The organism is Microbacterium saccharophilum (assembly GCF_007992455.1).
GTDB lineage: Bacteria > Actinomycetota > Actinomycetes > Actinomycetales > Microbacteriaceae > Microbacterium > Microbacterium saccharophilum.
Genome location: NZ_BKAH01000008.1, coordinates 106,874 through 124,460, shown reverse-complemented (window position 1 = coordinate 124,460; position 17,587 = coordinate 106,874). Strand labels below are relative to the sequence as shown.

Below are 17,587 nucleotides of genomic sequence, written 5' to 3'. Positions count from 1 at the left end.
CCGGACCGCGTCACGCCAGGGTGCCGGACCGCGTCACGCCAGGGTGCCGGACCGCGTCACGCCAGGGTGCCGGACCGCGTCACGCCAGGGTGATGAGGTCGATGTAGTCGCGACCCCAGATGTCCTCGACGCCGTCCGGCAGGATCAGCACCCGCTCGGGGTTCAGCGCCTGCACGGCGCCCTCGTCGTGCGAGACGAGGACGACGGCCCCCTCGTAGTGCGCGAGCGCCCCGAGGATCTCCTCGCGCGACGCGGGGTCGAGGTTGTTGGTGGGCTCGTCGAGGAGGAGCATGTTGGCGCTGGAGACGACGAGGGTGGCGAGGGAGAGGCGCGTCTTCTCGCCGCCGGAGAGGACGCCGGCGGGCTTGAGCACGTCGTCGCCGGTGAAGAGGAACGAGCCGAGCACCTTCCGCGCCTCGACCTGGGTGATGTCCGGCGCCGCCGACATCATGTTCTCCAGGACCGAGCGGTTCACATCCAGGTTCTCGTGCTCCTGCGCGTAGTAGCCGATCTTCAGGCCGTGCCCGGGCTCGAGCTGGCCGGTGTCGGGCTTGTCGACGCCGGCGAGGATGCGCAGCAGCGTCGTCTTGCCGGCGCCGTTGAGACCGAGGACCACGACCTTGGAGCCGCGGTCGATCGCGAGGTCGACATCCGTGAAGATCTCGAGCGAGCCGTACGACTTCGACAGGCCGGAGGCCATGAGCGGGGTCTTGCCGCAGGGTGCGGGCTTCGGGAACCGCAGCTTGGCGACCCGGTCCTCCTGGCGCACCTCGTCCAGCCCGGCCAGCATCTTCTCCGCGCGGGCGACCATCTGGTGCGCCGCGGCGGCCTTGGACGCCTTCGCTCCGAAGCGCGCGGCCTGCAGCTGCAGGGCCGTGGCCTTCTTCTCGACGTTGACGCGCTCCTTCTTGCGGCGCTCTTCGTCGGCCACCCGCTGCCGCAGGTAGTTCTTCCAGTTCATGTTGTAGACGTCGATGACCTGGCGCATGGCATCCAGGTAGAACACCCGGTTCACCGTCTCGCCCACGAGTTCGACGTCGTGGCTGATGACGATGAGGCCGCCCTTGTAGTTCTTGAGGAACTCGCGCAGCCACACGACGCTGTCCGCGTCGAGGTGGTTCGTCGGCTCGTCGAGGATCATCGTCTGCGCGTCGGAGAAGAGGATGCGCGCGAGTTCGATCCGCCGGCGCTGACCGCCGGAGAGCGTCTTCAGCGGCTGATCGAGGATGCGGTCCGGTAGCGACAGGTTGTGCGCGATGGATGCCGCCTCGGCCTCGGCCGCATAGCCGCCGAGCGCCTCGAAGCGCTCGGTGAGGTTGCCGTAGCGGCGCATCGCGCGGGCCGCGACCGCGGCGTCGTCGGAACCCATCTCCAGCGACGCCTCGCTCATGCCGAGCGCGAGCGTGCCGAGTCCGCGGGCGTCGAGGATGCGGGTGCGGGCGAGCATCTCGGGGTCGCCGGAGCGCGGGTCCTGCGGGAGGTAGCCGAGCTCGCCGGAGCGCTCCACCTTGCCGTCGGCGGGCATGAGGTCGCCCGCCAGGACCTTCGTCAGCGTCGTCTTGCCGGCGCCGTTGCGGCCGACGAGCCCGATCCTGTCGCCGTCGGAGACGCGGAACGACACGTCCGACATGAGGGTGCGAGCGCCTACGCGGATCTCGAGATCGTGTACGGCGAGCACAGCGGACGTCCATTCATCGCGGGTGGAGGGGGCGGCCGAACGGCCAGCCTCCCAGTATAGGTCGGGATGCCGCACGTCGCCTGAGCATGACGGTATGACGCGCGCGTTCCAGGACCAGTCGCCCGTGCCTCTACGCTGAGAGCCATGTCAGCCATCGCCGCCGCTCCCCCGTCCCGCCGCGTCCTCGCCGACGTCGTCGCACGTCCGTCCTCGCGGGCACGCGCGTTCGCCCTGGACGCCGCCCTCGTCACCGCCGGCGCCGCCGTCGTGGCGCTGCTCGCCCAGGTCTCCATCCCCCTGTGGCCCGTGCCGATCACGGGCCAGACGCTCGGCGTCGTGGTCGTGGGCGCCGCCCTCGGCGCACGCCGCGGCGCCGCCGCCCTGATCACCTACCTGCTCGCCGGGCTCGCCGGCCTCCCCGTCTTCGCGGACTTCACCGGGTCGCTCGCCGCCGTCGCGAAGCCGAGCTTCGGGTTCGTGATCGGGTTCATCGTGTCGGCCTTCGTGGCCGGCTGGTTCGCCGAGCGCGCGTGGGACCGCCGTCCCGCACTCGCCTTCCTCGGGTTCGCCGCCGCGAGCGCGGTGCCGTTCCTCTTCGGCATCCCCTACATGGCGCTCATCCTCAACGTCGTGCTGGGCCTGGACTACTCCTTCATCGGGATCCTGGATGCGGGTCTGTTCCCGTTCCTCGTCGGCGGAATCGTGAAGGCGGCGCTCGCGGCGCTGCTCATCCCCGGCGCCTGGGCGCTCGTGCGGAAGGTCGACGCCGCCAAGAAGTGAGCGGATGCCTCCCGCGGAGGCATCCGGGAATGGGAGAGCCCCGGCCGTTCCGGCCGGGGCTCTCCTGTGTCACCGGGACCGCCCTCAGCCCTTAGCGGCCGTCGCGGCGGCGAGCTGCTCGACGATCTCGGGCAGGATCCACGGCACGGTCAGCGCGGTGGGCGAGATGGCGGAGACGTTCTCCTCGCCGACGATGGCGCCGACGGCGCCCTTCGCGACGGCGGGGATCAGCTGCGTGCGAGCAGACGTCAGGAACGTGTTCAGCGCGTCCTCGCTCTCGACCTGCGTGAAGACGACGTCGGCGTCGATCTGGTCGAGCTTCTCGCCACTGACGGTCGTGTAGAACGTGGCGGCGCCGTCATCGAGGGCGGTGACCGACGGGGCGGTCACGAAGCCGAGGTCCTCCAGGATCTCCACGCGCGGGTCGGCCGGCAGGTAGAGGTAGAACGTGTCCACGTCATCCGCCGCGTAGGCGATGGTCGTGCCGGCGAACTCCGGGTGCGCGGCGGCGGCGTCGGCCACCTGCTGGTCGAGGCCGGCGAGCAGCTCCTCCGCCTCGGCATCCATCCCGAGCGCCTTGCCGGTGTCGGTGATCACGTCGCGCCACGGAGTGGACCAGAGCGCCTCCTCGGGGGCCACGACCGGGACACCGGCGTTCGTGACGGCGTCGTACTCCTCCTGCGTCAGACCCGAGTAGGACGCGATGAGGACGTCGGGGTCGGTCGCCAGCAGCTCTTCGATCGACAGCTCGTAGGTCGCGCTGTCGAGGATGACGGGCTCCTCCCCGCCGAGGTCGGCGATGGCATCCTCGACCCACGGCGTGATGCGGTTCTCGCCCCCGCCGTAGTCCATGGAGGACACGGCCACCGGGACGATGCCCAGCGCCAGTACGGCGTCCGTCACGCCCCACCCCCACGTCGCGACGCGTTCGGGGGCGGACTCGATCGTGGTGGTGCCGTAGATGTGCTCGAACGTGACCGGGAACCCGTCGGCGGTGCCGGTCGCGGCGTCCGACGTGGACGCCGGGTCGGTCTGCCCGGCGCAGCCGGACAGGACGAGGCCGCCGGCCACGGTGAGCGCGACGAGCGCTCCGAGGCGTGAGGTGCGTGCGGACATGGGTGCGTTCCTTTCGAATCGCGTCAGGCCTCGTCCGCGGCGGCATGGGCGCCGCCGGGGACGGGGATGACGAGGGGGGTGGAGGTGAGCGGGTCGGGGATGACGAGGGCGTCGAGGTCGAAGGCGCGGGCGACGACCTCGGAGGTCAGGACGTCGGCGGGGGCCCCGTGCGCCACGATCCGCCCTGCCTGCATGACGACGAGCTCGTCGGCGTAGCGCGCCGCGAGGTTCAGCTCGTGCAGGACGACGACGATCGTGGTGCCGTCGCTGCGGTTGAGGCTCCGCAGGAGGTCGAGGACCTCGATCTGGTGGCTGAGGTCGAGGAAGGTCGTCGGCTCGTCCAGCAGAAGGATGCGCGGCTCCTGCGCGAGGGCCATCGCGATCCAGACGCGCTGGCGCTGACCTCCGGAGAGGTCGCCGACCGCGCGGTCGGCGAGGGGTGCGACGCCCGTCTTCGCCATGGCGTCGTCCACCCGGGCGGTGTCCGCTGCGCTCCAGCGCTGGAAGACGCCGCGGTGCGGGTGCCGGCCACGGGAGACGAGCTCCGCGACGGTCAGGCCGTCGGGCGCGGTCGGATGCTGCGGAAGCAGCCCCACGGTCTGCGCGAAGCGCCGGCGCGACAGGCTCGCGACGTCGGTGCCGTCGAGTTCGACGCCGCCCGCGAGCGGTGCGTTGACGCGCGCGAGGACGTTCAGCAGCGTCGACTTCCCGCACGCGTTGGCGCCGATGATCATCGTGATGCGGCCCGGCGCGATGTCGAGGTCGAGGTCCTCGATCACTCGGCGACCGGGGTAGCCCGCGGCGAGTCCTCGCACGCTCAGGCGCGGCGGGGCGGAGTCGGGAGTCACAGCTGTCGTCCTTTCGACGTCGCGAGCAGCCAGAGGAGGAAGACGGCGCCGATGGCGCCCGTCACGACGCCCACGGGGAGGGAGTAGCCGGGCAGGGCGAACTGTGCGACGAGATCGGCGGAGGTCAGGAGGAACGCGCCGACGGCGGCGCTCGTGCCGATCCCGACGGCGCCGTGTCCGAGGAGGGGACGCGCGATGGCGGGCGCGCACAGCGCGATGAAGGCGATCGGCCCGACGAACGCGCAGGTGACCGAGGTGAGGAGGACGGCGGCGAGGACCGCGACGATCCGCACGGTGGACGGCGGCACACCGAGGGAGGCCGCCGTCGCCGCGCCCATCTGGGTGAGCGGGAGCCAGCGGGCGCACGCCACGACCGCGGGGACGGCGAGGAGGACGGCCCCGGCCACGATCGCGACATTCCACCAGGGGGTGGAGGCGAGGCTGCCGGTGAGCCAGATGAGCGCCGCCTGGGCGAGCTCGACCTTCGCGCGCACCATCAGGTAGTTCGTGACGGCGACGCAGAGGAAGGCGACCCCCACGCCGGCGAGGATGAGGCGGAACCCGCCGTCGGCGCGGCGGCTGCCGGCCAGGAGCAGGAACGCCGCGACGACGAGGCCGCCGGCGAACGCGGCGATGGCCAGGAGCGGCCCGGTGAGACCGAGGATGAGGATCCCGAAGACGGCGGCCGCACCGGATCCGGCGCTGATGCCGAGCAGGTCGGGGCTGGCCAGCGGGTTCCGCAGCAGCGACTGCAGGAGCGCGCCCGCGGCGCCGAGGGCGGCGCCGACGAGGAGCGCCATGACGAGGCGCGGCGCGCGCACCTGGAAGACGACGTAGGACTGCACGCGATCGCCGCCGCCGAGCAGCGTCCGCCACAGCTCCGCCGGCCCGATCGCGTAGTCGCCGAGCGAGAGAGACACGATCGTCACGACGAGCACGGCGGCCAGCACGCCGGCGAGCACCGCGCCGCGACGGCGGCAGACGCGTGCGCGGATCTCCTGCACGGACGAGGTCACAGGCTCACCCGCCCACGGCGGAGCACGAGGGAGACGAGCACGGGGGCGCCCACGAAGGCCACGACGAGACCGGCCTGGATCTCGCCCGGCGGCGCGATGACGCGGCCCAGCACGTCCGCGGCGAGCAGCACGATCGCCCCGGCCGGCGCCCCGATGGCGAGGAGCCACCGGTACTCGCCGCCGATGAGGGCGCGGAGGGCGTGCGGCACGAGGAGCCCGAGGAAGACGATCGGGCCGGCGATCGACGTCGCGGCGCCGCACAGCAGCACAGCCGCGATGATGCCGAGGACGCGCGTCCGCGTGACGCTGTGCCCCAGTCCGGTGGCGGTGTCCTCGCCGAGGGCGAGGAGGTCGAGCCCGCGCGCGGAGGTGAAGGCGATGACGGCGCCGACGAGGATCGGGAGGACGACGACGGCCACGGTGTCCAGGCCCCGGGCCGTGAGACCGCCGACCTGCCAGTAGCGGAACACGTCGAACGCGGTGATGGAGGTCGTGAGGATGAGCGTCGTGACGGCGGTGAGCCCGGCCGTGACGGCAGCCCCCGTGAGCGCGAGTTTCGCGGGGTTCGCTCCGTCCGGACCCCGCGTGCCGATGAGCGCGACGGCGACGGCGGCGAGCGCCGCGCCCCCGAACGCGAACCAGACGAACCCGGCCGGCGCCGTGATGCCGAACAGGGTGATGGCGACGAGGACGGCGACGGAGGCACCGGCGTTGACCCCCAGGAGACCCGGGTCGGCGAGCGGATTGCGGGTGAGGCCCTGCATGAGGGTGCCGGCGAGAGCCAGCGCGGCGCCGGCGAGCACGCCGATGACGGTCCGCGGCACCCGCTGGGTGAGGATGACGGAGTGGTCGGCCAGTGACAGGTCGGGGCGCAGCAGGGCGTCGATCACGATGCCGGGGGCGACCGAGCGCGCCCCGATCATGAGGCTCACGACGATCATGACGGCCAGCAGGGCGATCGCGCCGGTGAGCAGCAGCCGTCCGCGCCGATCGCGCGCCGTGCTCATTCCTGCCGCTCGGACCGGCCGAGTCTCCAGTACCCCATGAAGGCGACGCGCTTGCGGTCCACGCCGCACCCCTGCACGAGGTGTCGGCGCAGGCCCTTGACGGTGGCCGCCTCGCCGGCGATCCACGCGTAGAACTCGCCCTCGGAATCCTCCGGGCTGTCCCACAGCAGGTCGTGGTCGACGTCGATGTCGGCGAGCTCCTGGCGGCGCGGCGCGGCGGCGCGGGCGAGGACGTCGCCCGCCGTCGCGCTCCACGCGGTCAGCGCCTCGGTCAGGGCGGCGCCGTGCGGGCGATCCGCGCGCGGCAGCCATGACACGCGGAACGTGTCGGGCACCGCGAGGTCAAGGTGATCGGCGACGGTGGGAACCTCGATGAAGGCGTCGACCTCGTAGGAGGCGTCGAGCGCCTCGAGGATCGCGCAGATCGCCGGCGCGGCGGTCTCGTCCCCGGCGAGCACGACGCGGCGCGCGGTCCCGGGGTGCCAGTCCAGACCCTGCCGGCGGTTCTCGCTCCGCTGATCGGGTCCGACGATGACGATCCCCTGCCCGGGGGCGGCCTGCTCCGCCCAGCTCCCGGCCGGTCCCGCGTCGTGGTGGACGACGAAGTCGACGGTGAGCCGGCGCGCGACGGGGTCGATGCGACGGACGGTGTAGGTGCGCAGCGGGCCCCGGGTCGCGAGCGGCATGGCGCGCCAGAGGCTGTACCACTCCCCCGCATCGATGACGTCGGCGTCGTGCTGGCCGATGTCGCTGAGGGTGCCGTCCGGAAGCGGGAGGATGAGCTTGATGCGCTGGTCGAGACCAGCCGTCCCGAAGAGGTCGAACTCCTCGCCCGTGAAGACGACACGCGTGAAGTGCGGCGACAGCCGCTGCACCTCGGCGACCGTCGCGGCGTACGGACGGTAGGCGGGGCGCGTGCGGACGTCCTCGGAGATGCTCACATGGTTAGGGTAGCCTTGCCTCTCCCTGGCATCCAAATCGGTGCGTCAGGCGGCGGGGCCGGCACCCGCGTCCGCGCGAGGACTGTGGTCCAGCCGCAGCCCCGGCACGAGCCCGAGCAGCGCGAGGGCCGTCGCGATGAGGAACACGACGGGGAACCCGGCGCCCGTCCCGGCGAGCGCCGTGAAGGTGAGGCCCATCGCCGCGATGGTCGCCGATGCGCCCACCGAGTCGGAGATCGACAGGGCGGAGGAGTTGAAGCCCTGGTTCTGCGGGGTGGAGTACGCGAGGGTCAGGACCGTGAGTCGGGGATACATGAGGCCCATCCCGCCGCCTGCGAGCGCCCACCCGGCGATGAGGATGACCGGCGGCAGATGCAGCCAGGCGGTGAGCGCAGCGATCGCGGTCGCGCCGACCAGCTGCGCCGTGCCGATGAGCGAGATCCGGGTGCTGCCGATCCGGTCGCCGTAGCGGCCCTGCACGTCGGAGCCGGCCGCCCACAGGAGTGCGGCGACCGTGAGGGCGAGCCCGGCCCAGGTCGCGGAGAAGGCGTACTCGTCCATGAGCAGGTACGGGACGTAGATCTCCGCGCCGAACAATGCCCCCGCGATGAGGGCGCGCATCGCGACGACGCTCGGGAGCCCGCCGCGCAGACGCAGGGTCCCCGCCGGCACGAGCGGGCGGATGGCGACGGCGATGACGACGAGGGATGCCACGACCAGCACCGGGGCGAAGGCGCCGGCCTCCCCCGCGAGGCTCAGCGCGAGCGCGCCGATCGCGACGACGCTGGCCCAGCCGAGCCGCGCCGCCACCGGATCGGCGGCCGGGTGGTCGGTGCCGAGCGGGCGGTCGTGCAGGCGGGCCAGGACGAGCGCGAAGGCCACGACGGTGAGCCCCGCGACGCCCAGGAACACCCAGCGCCAGTGCAGGTACTCCGCGACGGCGCCGGCCAGGAACGGGCCCACGATCGAGGGCACCACCCAGGCGGCGGAGAAGGCCGCGAACACGCGGCCGTGCAAGGCGGCCGGATACACGCGCGCCACGACGACGTAGAGCGCGACGGTCTGCCCGCCGGTGCCGAGCCCCTGCAGGAGGCGCCCCGCGACGAGCACCTCCATGGTCGGTGCGGCGCCCGCGACGACGAGCCCGGCGACGAAGAGCACGACCGACGTGGTGAGCGGGAGGACGGGGCCGGCACGGTCGCACCACGCCCCGACGGCGACCATCCCGATGACGCTCGTCGCCAGCGTGCCGGAGAAGGCGACGGCGTACAGCGCCGCGCCGTCGAGGTCGGCACTGACGAGCGGCATGACGGTCGTGACGGCGAGGGACTGCGTAGCGGCGAGGAAGATCATCGCGACCGCGCCGATCGTCACCCACACGTAGCGCGGATGCCAGATGCCGCCGGCCGGGACGGTCCCGGGGTCTGTGCGCGCGTCGCTCACGTGCGGGCCAGCGCCCCGATCCGTCGCACCGCCTCCGTGAGCACCTCGGGCGCGCACCCGAAGTTCAGCCGGACGTGCCCGACGCCCTGCGGACCGAACAGCGGCCCGTGGTGCAGCGCGACCTTCGCGTCACGGAGGATACGGCGGGCCGGATCGTCGCCCCAGCCGTACGCGGAGACGTCGATCCAGGCCAGGTACCCGGCATCCGGTGTCCGGTAGCGGGCGCGCGGGAGATGCTCGGCGAGGAGGTCGGCCAGGAGACGGCGGTTGACGTCCAGGGCGGCCATCTGCGCATCGAGCCAGGCATCCGACTCGGGCGAGAAGGCCGCGACCCCGGCGAGGGCGCCGAAGAGCCCGGTGCGCCACTCGACCTCCGGCCAGAGCCCGTTGACGACGGCCGCCGTCCTCTCGGAGGCGCTGATCATGAGCGCGCACTTCAGGCCGGCGAGGTTGTACGCCTTCGAGGCGCTCGTGACGGCGTATCCGACCTCCGCGGCGGTCGCCGACGCCGCGAGGAAGGGCGTGAAGGTGCCGCCGGGATACACGAGCGGTGCGTGGATCTCGTCGCTGATGACGACGGCGCCGAACCTCTTCGCGAGGTCCGCGAGCGCGGCGAGGGTCTCGCGGGAGTGGACGGTGCCGGTCGGGTTGTGCGGGTTGCACAGCAGGACCGCGCGCGCGCCGCCGGCGAGGGCCGCCTCGATCCCCCGCAGGTCGAGCGCCCAGGCATCGCCGGTGTCCCGCAGCGGCACTTCTTCGACGACGCCCCCCGCCTCCGGGATGCACATCGAGAAGGGCGGGTAGACCGGCGGCGCGATGACGACCCGGTCGCCGGGCCGGATGGTGGCACGGAGCAGCTCGACGACGCCCATCATGACGTCGCCGGTCGAGCGGATCCGGGTCGGCTCGATCTCCCAGCCGTAGCGCCGGGCCGCGAACGCCGTGAACGCGCCTCGCAGACCGGGGTCCGGCGGCGTGTAGCCGGTGTCGCCGCGGGTCACGGCCTCCGTGAGGGTCCGCGCGATGGCCGGCGCGAGAGCGAAATCGGTCTCCGCGACGAACATCGGGATGACGTCTCCCGGGTAGGACCGCCACTTCGTGCTCGACCGCTGACGCAGCTCGTCCAGGGGCAGGGCTTCGAGGGGGCTGACACTCACGCCCCGAGCCTACCGGCGCCGTCAGATGGCGAAGCCGAGGGCGCGCATCATGTCGCGGCCGTCGTCGGTGATCCGTTCCGGGCCCCACGGCGGCATCCACACCCAGTTGATGCGGAACTGCGCGACGACCTCGTCCAGTGCCTGCGCCGTCTGCTCCTCGAGCACATCGGTCAGCGGGCAGCCGGCGGAGGTGAGCGTCATGTGGATGACGAGGGCGTCGTTCTCCTCATCCCAGGAGAGGTCGTAGATGAGGCCCAGGTCGACGACGTTGATCCCGAGCTCGGGGTCCATGACGTCCTTGAGCGCTTCGGTGACCTCGTCGTACTTCTCGGGGGTGAGGGTCGCGGTCATGAGGGGATCCTAGCTCTCGACCTCGACGGCGGGCTCGGCGACGGGGAGGTACCGGTCGTAGCCCTCGTCCTCGAGCCGGTCGGCCAGCTCCGGGCCGCCCTCCTCCGCGATCCGGCCGTTCACCATGACGTGCACGTAGTCGGGGGTGATGTAGCGGAGGATGCGGGTGTAGTGCGTGATGAGCAGGACGCCGAGGTCGGTGCTCTCCTTGGCGCGGTTCACGCCCTCGGAGACGATCTTCAGCGCGTCCACGTCGAGCCCGGAGTCGGTCTCGTCGAGGATCGCGAGCGCGGGCTTGAGGAGCTCGAGCTGGAGGATCTCGTGGCGCTTCTTCTCCCCGCCGGAGAAGCCCTCGTTGACGTTGCGCTGCGCGAACTTCGGGTCCATCCGCAGATTCTTCATCGCACCCTTGACGTCCTTCGTCCACGTGCGGATGGCCGGGGCCTCGCCGTCGATCGCAGTCTTGGCGGTACGGAGGAAGTTGGTGACCGTGACACCGGGGATCTCGACGGGGTACTGCATCGCGAGGAAGAGCCCCGCGCGGGCGCGCTCGTCGACCGTCATCGCCAGCACGTCCTCACCGTCGAGGGTGATGGTGCCGGAGGTCACGGTGTACTTCGGGTGACCGGCGATCGTGTACGCCAGCGTCGACTTGCCGGAGCCGTTGGGGCCCATGATGGCGTGGGTCTCACCGGTGCGCACCGTGAGGGTCACGCCGTTGAGGATCGGCGTCTCACCGGCATCCGTCTCGACCGTCACATGCAGGTCGCGGATCTCGAGAACAGACATTGCTGACTTCCTTCTTCAGTTCACAACTTTGGTCACGGCGGGGTCGATGAGCACGTCATCGCCGTCGATCGTGACCTCGTAGACGGGGACCGGCTCGTACGCCGGGAGGTTGAGGGGGCGTCCGGTTCGCAGCGAGAACGCGGAGCCGTGCGCCCAGCACTCCAGCGTGTCGCCCTCGACGAACCCGTCGGAGAGCGAGATGTCGCCGTGCGTGCACGTGTCGCCGATCGCGTGCACGTCGCCGTTGGAATCGAGCACGACGGCGATGGGCACGCCGTCGACCTCGACCCGCACAGGCGTGTCCTGCTGCAGGTCGCCCATGGTGAGCACCTTCTGCGCGGTCATGCGTCAACCTCCTGGGCGAGTTCCGCCTCGATGGCAGCGGTCAGCTCGTCCTCCAGCGCAGGGATGCCGAGCTTCTGGACGATCTCGGTCAGGAACCCGAGCACGACGAGACGGCGGGCCTCGTCCTCGGAGATGCCGCGCGCCTGCAGATAGAAGAGCTGCTCGTCGTCGAACCGGCCGGTCGCGCTCGCGTGCCCCGCACCGACGATGTCGCCGGTCTGGATCTCGAGGTTCGGGATGGAGTCCGCGCGTGCGCCGTCGGTGAGGACGAGGTTGCGGTTCGCCTCATAGGAGTCGGTGCCCGTGGCGTCGGGGCCGATGAGCACATCGCCGATCCAGACGCTGCGCGCGCCGGCGCCCTGCAGGGCGCCCTTGTACAGGACGTCGCCGACGGTGTGGCGGCCCTTGTGGTGGAGGTAGACCTGGCTCTCCAGGTGCTGGTCGGCATCGGCGAACGACAGGCCGTACAGCTTGCCGTGCGCGCCGTCGCCGGCGAGCTCCACGGAGGGGTTGATCCGCACGACGCCGCCGCCGAGGCTCACGACGGCGTGGGTCAGGGTCGCGTCGCGGTCGACGCGGGCCTGGTGCGCGCCGGCGTGCACGGCGTCGTCGTCCCAGCGCTGCAGGGAGATGACGGTGAGCGCCGAGCCCTCGCGGGCGATGATCTCGACGTTCTGGGCGTGCACGGCGGTGCCTTCGTGCCGGATCACGACGACGCCGCGGGCGTTCGCCTGCGCCTCGATCACGACGTGCGCGTGCGCGAGGCCGCCGGTGCCGGTGAGGCGGATGATGACGGGCTCGTCGAGCTCGACCCCCGCCGGGATGCTGATGAGGGGCGCGGACTCCTCCTGCGCCCAGGCGATCGCGCTCGGCAGGTCCTCGGGGCGGAAGACCTCGCCGCGCGGCGCCTCGCCCACGCGCAGACGGCGCTGCTCGACGACCGCGGGGGCGGTGACGTCGACGCCGATGACGTCGTGCGGTCCCGCCTCGTCGACGAAGAGCTGCTGCAGACGCGCGACGGGCGTGTGCTTCCAGTTCACCTCACGGCCGGTCGGCGCGCCGAAATCGGCGGGCTCGAACGACCAGGGACGCTCCGAGCGGGTCTGGACGGGGACGAATGCCGCCGCAGGGTCGATGTGGCCCTCCGCGACGCGCGCGGGGGCCGGGGTCGCTGTCGTCATCAGCCGACGGATCCTTCCATGCCCATCTCGATGAGCTTGTTGAGTTCGAGGGCGTACTCCATCGGCAGTTCGCGCGCGATGGGCTCGATGAACCCGCGCACGATCATGGCCATGGCCTCGGCCTCCGGCATCCCCCGGCTCATGAGGTAGAACAGCTGCTCTTCGCTGACCTTCGAGACGGTGGCCTCGTGGCCGAGCTGCACGTCGTCGACGCGGATGTCGATCGACGGGTACGTGTCGGAGCGCGAGATCGAGTCGACCAGCAGCGCGTCGCAGCGGACGGTGTTGGCGGAGTGGTGCGCGTTGGCGTCGACGCGGACCTCGCCGCGGTAGCCGGCGCGGCCGCCGCCGCGGGCGATCGACTTGGAGACGATGGAGGACTGCGTGTACGGCGCCATGTGGATCATCTTCGCGCCGGCGTCCTGGTGCTGCCCGGGACCGGCGAAGGCGACCGAGAGGGTCTCGCCCTTGGCGTGCTCCCCCATCAGGAAGATCGACGGGTACTTCATCGTGACCTTCGAGCCGATGTTGCCGTCGACCCACTCCATCGTCGCGCCCTCGTGGGCGACGGCGCGCTTGGTGACGAGGTTGTAGACGTTGTTCGACCAGTTCTGAATCGTCGTGTAGCGCACGCGGGCGTTCTTCTTCACGATGATCTCGACGACGGCGGAGTGCAGCGAGTCGGACTTGTAGATCGGGGCCGTGCACCCTTCGATGTAGTGCACGTAGGAACCCTCGTCGGCGATGATGAGCGTCCGCTCGAACTGGCCCATGTTCTCCGTGTTGATGCGGAAGTAGGCCTGCAGCGGGATCTCGACGTGCACGCCCGGCGGCACGTAGACGAACGACCCGCCCGACCACACGGCGGTGTTCAGCGCCGCGAACTTGTTGTCGCCGGCGGGGATGACGCTGCCGAAGTACTCCTCGAAGAACTCGGGGTGCTCGCGCAGGGCCGTGTCGGTGTCCATGAAGATGACGCCCTGGTCCTCCAGCTCCTTCTGGATCTGGTGGTAGACGACCTCGGACTCGTACTGGGCCGCGACACCGGAGACGAGGCGCGAACGCTCCGCCTCGGGGATGCCGAGCTTCTCGTACGTGTTCTTGATGTCGTCCGGGAGGTCCTCCCAGGACTGCGCCTGCTTCTCCGTGGAGCGCACGAAGTACTTGATGTTGTCGAAGTCGATCTCGGAGAGATCGGCGCCCCACGTCGGCATCGGCTTGCGGCCGAACAGCTGCAGGCCCTTCAGACGGGTCTTCAGCATCCACTCCGGCTCGGACTTCAGGGCCGAGATGTCGCGCACGACACCCTCGCTGAGACCGCGGCGGGCGCTGGACCCGGCGGCGTCGGCATCGTGCCAGCCGAATTCGTACACCCCCAGGCCTGCGAGCTCCGGACGGTCGATGAGCACATCCGACATCGTTTACCTCCTCTAGGCCGCAACGGTGTCAACCGTCCCGGCATTCCCTGTCCCTCGTGGAGTTCCGCGGGTGGGATGCCGCTTGCAGGGCCGCTCTCGTGGCGCTGACGACGCGCCTAGACTTGGGGTGGACCCGGCACGCCGCGCGCGCCGTCGTCACAACCCCTCAAGTCTACAGGCAACGTCTGCCCGCGGCGTGGCCGCTCCGTGGACGCAGGGGCGACACACAGGAGGACCCGCGCATGACCCTCGCGCAGACCGCACCCCGCTCGGCCCACCGCCCGGATCGGGTCGGCCGACCGCTGCGGATCCTGGCGTGGGCGTCCTTCGTCGCCGAGGTCGTCATCATCGGCACCGGCGGCGCCGTGCGCCTGACCGGGTCGGGGCTGGGCTGCACGGAATGGCCGCTCTGCACGCCGGACTCGCTCGTCCCGCTGCAGGCCCAGGGCATCCACGGGCTCATCGAGTTCGGCAACCGTCTGATGACCGGCGTCGTGGGGATCATCGCCCTGGCCGTGCTGCTGCTCACGATCGCGGCCTTCGCGGGGCGGCGCCTCGTGACCCGCGCGCTGTGGTTCGCCGCGGGCGGCATCGTGCTGGGCGTCGGCGCCTACGTCGTGGCGAACCCGGTGGGCCTCGGGGCGTTCGGGTTCTCGAGCGCGCTGCTGCTCGCAGTCCTCGCCGCCATGGTCGACTCGGTGCGGCGAACGGAGCGCCGCCGCGACCTCATCGTGCTGGCGTGGATCGTCCTGGCGGGCGTCATGGCCCAGGCCGTCGTCGGCGGCCTCGCCGTCGTCAGCGACCTCAACGCGTTCGTCGTGGGCTTCCACTACACCGCGTCGCTGCTGCTCGTCTGTGTGACCGCCGCGTATCTGGTGCGTCTCGCCGCCGTCCCCGGGCCCCGCGAGCGGGCCGTGCCGTCCTGGTTCGCGATGCTCGCCCACGTCACGACGCTCGCCCTCGCCGCGACGATCCTCTTCGGCGTGCTGACCACGAGCAACGGGCCGCATTCGGGTGACGAGGATGTCATCCGCAACGGCTTCGACGCGACGTTCCTCGCGCACGTGCACGCCTGGCCGGGCTACATCCTGGCGGCGCTCGTGGCCGTTCTGACCGTCCTCGCGTGGGCGCGACGCCTGCCCGTGCGGCGCTGGCTGCTCGTCCTCGTCGCCGCCGTCGCCGTGCAGATCGTCGTCGGCGTGTGGCAGGCCCGGGAGGGGCTGCCCGAGCTCCTCGTCGGCATCCACATGGTGCTCGCCTCCCTGTCGGCGGCGGCGATGACCGTCGTCATCCTGAATCTGAAGGCGCCGATCGGCGTCCTCTCCGCGCCGTCGACCGACGACGCGTCCACAGTCGTTTCATAGGCGACGCATCGGCCCCGCACGGACGGGACCGCAAGAGTATCCGGATGCCGTTCCGCCGGCCGCGGACGCATCGCGCCGCCGCACGGCCACCCCAACCATCAAGGAGAACCACATGAACCCCCGCCCCCGTCTGACCCGCAGCATCCCGTTCTGGCTGCTCGTGGTCGGATCGCTCGCCTCGGTGGGCGTCGGCTCGTACGTCCTGACGACCAACATCGGCACCATGGTCACGACCCTCACCGACGGCACCGCGACCGGTGTCGAGGTCTACGCCGGACAGGTGTGGGGCGTTCTCGGCGCCATCCTCATCGGCGTCGGCCTCATCGGCCTGGCCCTGGCCCTGACGCTCGGCGCACTGCGCGCCTTCGCCCCGGCCCCCACCGTCGAGGTCATCGAGGCCGCCGCGTGGGACGAGCCCGTCGAGGCGACCTCTCCCGTCGCGCCCGTCGCCGAGGCGCCGGCCGAGACCGTCGTCGCGCCGGCTCCCGCCGCGGACACCGAGGTCGCGGAGACCCCCGTCACCCGCTGACGTCCCCGCGTCAGCGTCGCACCGCGCCGCATCCCGGACCCAGGCCCAGCCTCGGGTCCCCGGATGCGGCGCGGTGCTGTCTTGACGGCTCCGCGCCGCGGCGTCCCGCCCGACCCGCGGCGTCCTGCCCGACCCGCGGCGTGGCGCTCACCCGCCGCGCGCGCTCGCGCCGCGCTCCCCCGCCGCGCACCCGCATTGCGCTCCCCGCATTGCGCTCCCCGCCGCCGCGTTCAACCGCGCCGCGCTCGCCCGCGCCGAATTGCGGGTGTCGCGGCATCCGACCCACAATTCAGCGCGGACGAGCGTGGGCCTCTTCGCTCACCCGCGCCGAATGGCGGGTGCTCGCACCCCGCACCCGCACTTCGACGCGAATGAACACGGGCGCCGAGGGCGGCGCCGCTCGCGCCTGCCCGCCCCACGCCCATCGCGCTGCGCTCACCACCGCGAGACCCCGCCGCTGCGTTCGACCGCGCTGAAGTGCGGGTGTCGCGGCATCCGACCCGCCATTCAGCGCGGACGAACGGCCACCCCGGCACTCACCCGCGCCGAATGGCGGGTGCTCGCACCCCGCACCCGCACTTCGGCGCGAGTGAACCTGGGCAGCGAACGCGAGCCACTCAGGTCCCGGGTCCGGCGCGGGTCACATCAGGTCGCGCGGCAGCACGGCAACGGCCGCGCCAGGGTGCCCGGCGCTAGAAGGGCAGCAGCGGGTCGACCGCGATCGCGACGAACACGAGGGTGAGGTAGGTGATCGACGCGTGGAAGACGCGCATGGCGGTCGTGTCGGCACCGCGCACGGCGCGGTTGTAGAGCACGTGCGCCTCGTAGATGAACCAGGCGCCGAAGACGACCGCCGTCACCGAGTAGACGAGGCCCATGCCGGCCACAGGGATGAGCAGCAGCGAGGATGCCACGGTCGCCCACGCGTACAGGATGACCTGGAGCCCCACCTGCGAGCCGTTGCGCGTCGCGCCGAGCATGGGCACGTCGACCTCGGCGTAGTCGCCCTTGTACTTCATCGACAGCGGCCAGTAGTGCGGCGGCGTCCACAGGAAGACCAGCAGGAAGAGGATGAGGGCCGCCCAGCTGAGCGAGCCGGTCACGGCCGACCAGCCGATGACGACCGGGAAGCAGCCGGCGATGCCGCCCCACACGATGTTCTGCTCGGTGCGGCGCTTCAGGAGGATCGTGTAGATCACGACGTAGAAGAAGATCGCGAACGCGCTGAGCGCCGCCGCGAGCCAGTTGGTCGTCACGAGCAGCCAGACCGTGGATGCCACGGCGAGCGTCCAGGAGAAGATGAGCGCGCCGCGCGGAGTGACCTCCCCCGTGACCAGCGGCCGGTTCACGGTACGGTGCATGTGCGCGTCGATGTCGCGATCGAGGTACATGTTGAACGACGCGGCCGAGCCGGCGCTCATCGAGCCGCCGATGACGGTCGCGAGGACCAGCCACAGGTCGGGGAGTCCATCGGCCGCGAGGATCATGACCGGAACCGTCGTGACGAGCAGCAGCTCGAGGACCCGCGGCTTCGTCAGCGCGACGTACGCGCGGACGGTACGGCCCAGGGACTGGCGTGTCGAGGCGTGCTCGACCTCGCGCGTCGTCGTGATGTCCATCGCCC

Annotated in this window: 17 protein-coding genes; 3 read left to right on the top strand and 14 right to left on the bottom strand. The window is 71.6% G+C overall.

The window, feature by feature from the left end:
• Positions 1-79 precede the first annotated feature (79 nt).
• Positions 80-1,678 (bottom strand): ABC-F family ATP-binding cassette domain-containing protein, encoded by a 1,599-nt coding sequence (locus MSA03_RS09875; protein WP_147050809.1) that lies wholly within the window; start codon positions 1,676-1,678, stop codon positions 80-82.
• Between the two features lie 144 nt (positions 1,679-1,822).
• Between MSA03_RS09875 and MSA03_RS09870 the strand changes: the two genes are divergently transcribed.
• Positions 1,823-2,458, top strand: a complete 636-nt coding sequence (locus MSA03_RS09870; RefSeq protein WP_028495813.1) for a biotin transporter BioY — start codon at positions 1,823-1,825, stop codon at positions 2,456-2,458.
• Between the two features lie 84 nt (positions 2,459-2,542).
• Here MSA03_RS09870 and MSA03_RS09865 read toward each other — a convergent pair whose 3' ends face one another.
• Genes MSA03_RS09865 through sufB form a run of 12 tightly spaced genes read right to left on the bottom strand, consistent with a single transcriptional unit; the run spans position 2,543 to position 14,070 of the window.
• On the bottom strand, positions 2,543-3,574 hold the full coding sequence (locus MSA03_RS09865) for an ABC transporter substrate-binding protein (RefSeq protein WP_147050807.1): 1,032 nt from the start codon (positions 3,572-3,574) through the stop codon (positions 2,543-2,545).
• Between the two features lie 23 nt (positions 3,575-3,597).
• Positions 3,598-4,422, bottom strand: coding sequence for an ABC transporter ATP-binding protein (locus MSA03_RS09860; RefSeq protein WP_036272305.1), 825 nt, complete (start codon positions 4,420-4,422; stop codon positions 3,598-3,600).
• Positions 4,419-5,438: a FecCD family ABC transporter permease gene (locus MSA03_RS09855; RefSeq protein WP_244946392.1), complete on the bottom strand. Its 1,020-nt coding sequence runs from the start codon at positions 5,436-5,438 to the stop codon at positions 4,419-4,421. The genes MSA03_RS09860 and MSA03_RS09855 overlap by 4 nt, the downstream gene beginning before the upstream one ends.
• Complete coding sequence (locus MSA03_RS09850; RefSeq protein ID WP_147050805.1) at positions 5,435-6,445, bottom strand: FecCD family ABC transporter permease; 1,011 nt, start codon at positions 6,443-6,445, stop codon at positions 5,435-5,437. The genes MSA03_RS09855 and MSA03_RS09850 overlap by 4 nt, the downstream gene beginning before the upstream one ends.
• On the bottom strand, positions 6,442-7,386 hold the full coding sequence (locus tag MSA03_RS09845; RefSeq protein ID WP_244946391.1) for a siderophore-interacting protein: 945 nt from the start codon (positions 7,384-7,386) through the stop codon (positions 6,442-6,444). The genes MSA03_RS09850 and MSA03_RS09845 overlap by 4 nt, the downstream gene beginning before the upstream one ends.
• A 45-nt stretch (positions 7,387-7,431) precedes the next feature.
• Positions 7,432-8,829, bottom strand: a complete 1,398-nt coding sequence (locus MSA03_RS09840) for an MFS transporter (RefSeq protein ID WP_244946390.1) — start codon at positions 8,827-8,829, stop codon at positions 7,432-7,434.
• Positions 8,826-9,986 (bottom strand): MalY/PatB family protein, encoded by a 1,161-nt coding sequence (locus MSA03_RS09835; protein ID WP_147050803.1) that lies wholly within the window; start codon positions 9,984-9,986, stop codon positions 8,826-8,828. Before MSA03_RS09835 ends, MSA03_RS09840 begins: the two co-directional genes overlap by 4 nt.
• A 21-nt stretch (positions 9,987-10,007) precedes the next feature.
• Positions 10,008-10,337, bottom strand: coding sequence for a metal-sulfur cluster assembly factor (locus tag MSA03_RS09830; RefSeq protein WP_028495820.1), 330 nt, complete (start codon positions 10,335-10,337; stop codon positions 10,008-10,010).
• A gap of 9 nt (positions 10,338-10,346) precedes the next feature.
• Entirely contained in the window at positions 10,347-11,126 is a 780-nt protein-coding gene (gene sufC, locus MSA03_RS09825; RefSeq protein WP_028495821.1) for a Fe-S cluster assembly ATPase SufC, read from the bottom strand.
• Positions 11,127-11,141: 15 nt separating this feature from the next.
• A complete protein-coding gene (locus MSA03_RS09820) occupies positions 11,142-11,471 on the bottom strand; it encodes a non-heme iron oxygenase ferredoxin subunit (protein WP_028495822.1) in 330 nt (109 codons plus the stop codon).
• Positions 11,468-12,652 (bottom strand): Fe-S cluster assembly protein SufD, encoded by a 1,185-nt coding sequence (gene sufD / locus MSA03_RS09815; RefSeq protein WP_028495823.1) that lies wholly within the window; start codon positions 12,650-12,652, stop codon positions 11,468-11,470. Before sufD ends, MSA03_RS09820 begins: the two co-directional genes overlap by 4 nt.
• Entirely contained in the window at positions 12,652-14,070 is a 1,419-nt protein-coding gene (sufB, locus tag MSA03_RS09810; protein ID WP_028495824.1) for a Fe-S cluster assembly protein SufB, read from the bottom strand. Before sufB ends, sufD begins: the two co-directional genes overlap by 1 nt.
• Positions 14,071-14,312: 242 nt before the next feature.
• On the opposite strand from sufB, the gene MSA03_RS09805 reads away from it, so the two are divergent.
• On the top strand, positions 14,313-15,434 hold the full coding sequence (locus tag MSA03_RS09805) for a COX15/CtaA family protein (protein ID WP_147050801.1): 1,122 nt from the start codon (positions 14,313-14,315) through the stop codon (positions 15,432-15,434).
• Positions 15,435-15,546: 112 nt separating this feature from the next.
• On the top strand, positions 15,547-15,963 hold the full coding sequence (locus tag MSA03_RS14565; protein WP_244946389.1) for a dinucleotide-utilizing enzyme: 417 nt from the start codon (positions 15,547-15,549) through the stop codon (positions 15,961-15,963).
• A 692-nt stretch (positions 15,964-16,655) separates the two neighbouring features.
• Here MSA03_RS14565 and MSA03_RS09795 read toward each other — a convergent pair.
• Positions 16,656-17,582, bottom strand: coding sequence for a heme o synthase (locus MSA03_RS09795; RefSeq protein ID WP_147050799.1), 927 nt, complete (start codon positions 17,580-17,582; stop codon positions 16,656-16,658).
• Positions 17,583-17,587 lie beyond the last annotated feature (5 nt).

Bases quoted from the DNA above. Each gene is read 5' to 3' on its own strand.
- MSA03_RS09870 (WP_028495813.1), top strand. From the start codon at position 1,823: ATGTCAGCCATCGCCGCCGCTCCCCCGTCCCGCCGCGTCCTCGCCGAC.
- MSA03_RS09865 (WP_147050807.1), bottom strand. From the start codon at position 3,574: ATGTCCGCACGCACCTCACGCCTCGGAGCGCTCGTCGCGCTCACCGTG.
- MSA03_RS09850 (WP_147050805.1), bottom strand. From the start codon at position 6,445: ATGAGCACGGCGCGCGATCGGCGCGGACGGCTGCTGCTCACCGGCGCG.
- MSA03_RS09830 (WP_028495820.1), bottom strand. From the start codon at position 10,337: ATGACCGCGACCCTCACCCCCGAGAAGTACGACGAGGTCACCGAAGCG.
- sufC (WP_028495821.1), bottom strand. From the start codon at position 11,126: ATGTCTGTTCTCGAGATCCGCGACCTGCATGTGACGGTCGAGACGGAT.
- MSA03_RS09820 (WP_028495822.1), bottom strand. From the start codon at position 11,471: ATGACCGCGCAGAAGGTGCTCACCATGGGCGACCTGCAGCAGGACACG.
- sufD (WP_028495823.1), bottom strand. From the start codon at position 12,652: ATGACGACAGCGACCCCGGCCCCCGCGCGCGTCGCGGAGGGCCACATC.
- sufB (WP_028495824.1), bottom strand. From the start codon at position 14,070: ATGTCGGATGTGCTCATCGACCGTCCGGAGCTCGCAGGCCTGGGGGTG.
- MSA03_RS09805 (WP_147050801.1), top strand. From the start codon at position 14,313: ATGACCCTCGCGCAGACCGCACCCCGCTCGGCCCACCGCCCGGATCGG.
- MSA03_RS14565 (WP_244946389.1), top strand. From the start codon at position 15,547: ATGAACCCCCGCCCCCGTCTGACCCGCAGCATCCCGTTCTGGCTGCTC.
- MSA03_RS09795 (WP_147050799.1), bottom strand. From the start codon at position 17,582: ATGGACATCACGACGACGCGCGAGGTCGAGCACGCCTCGACACGCCAG.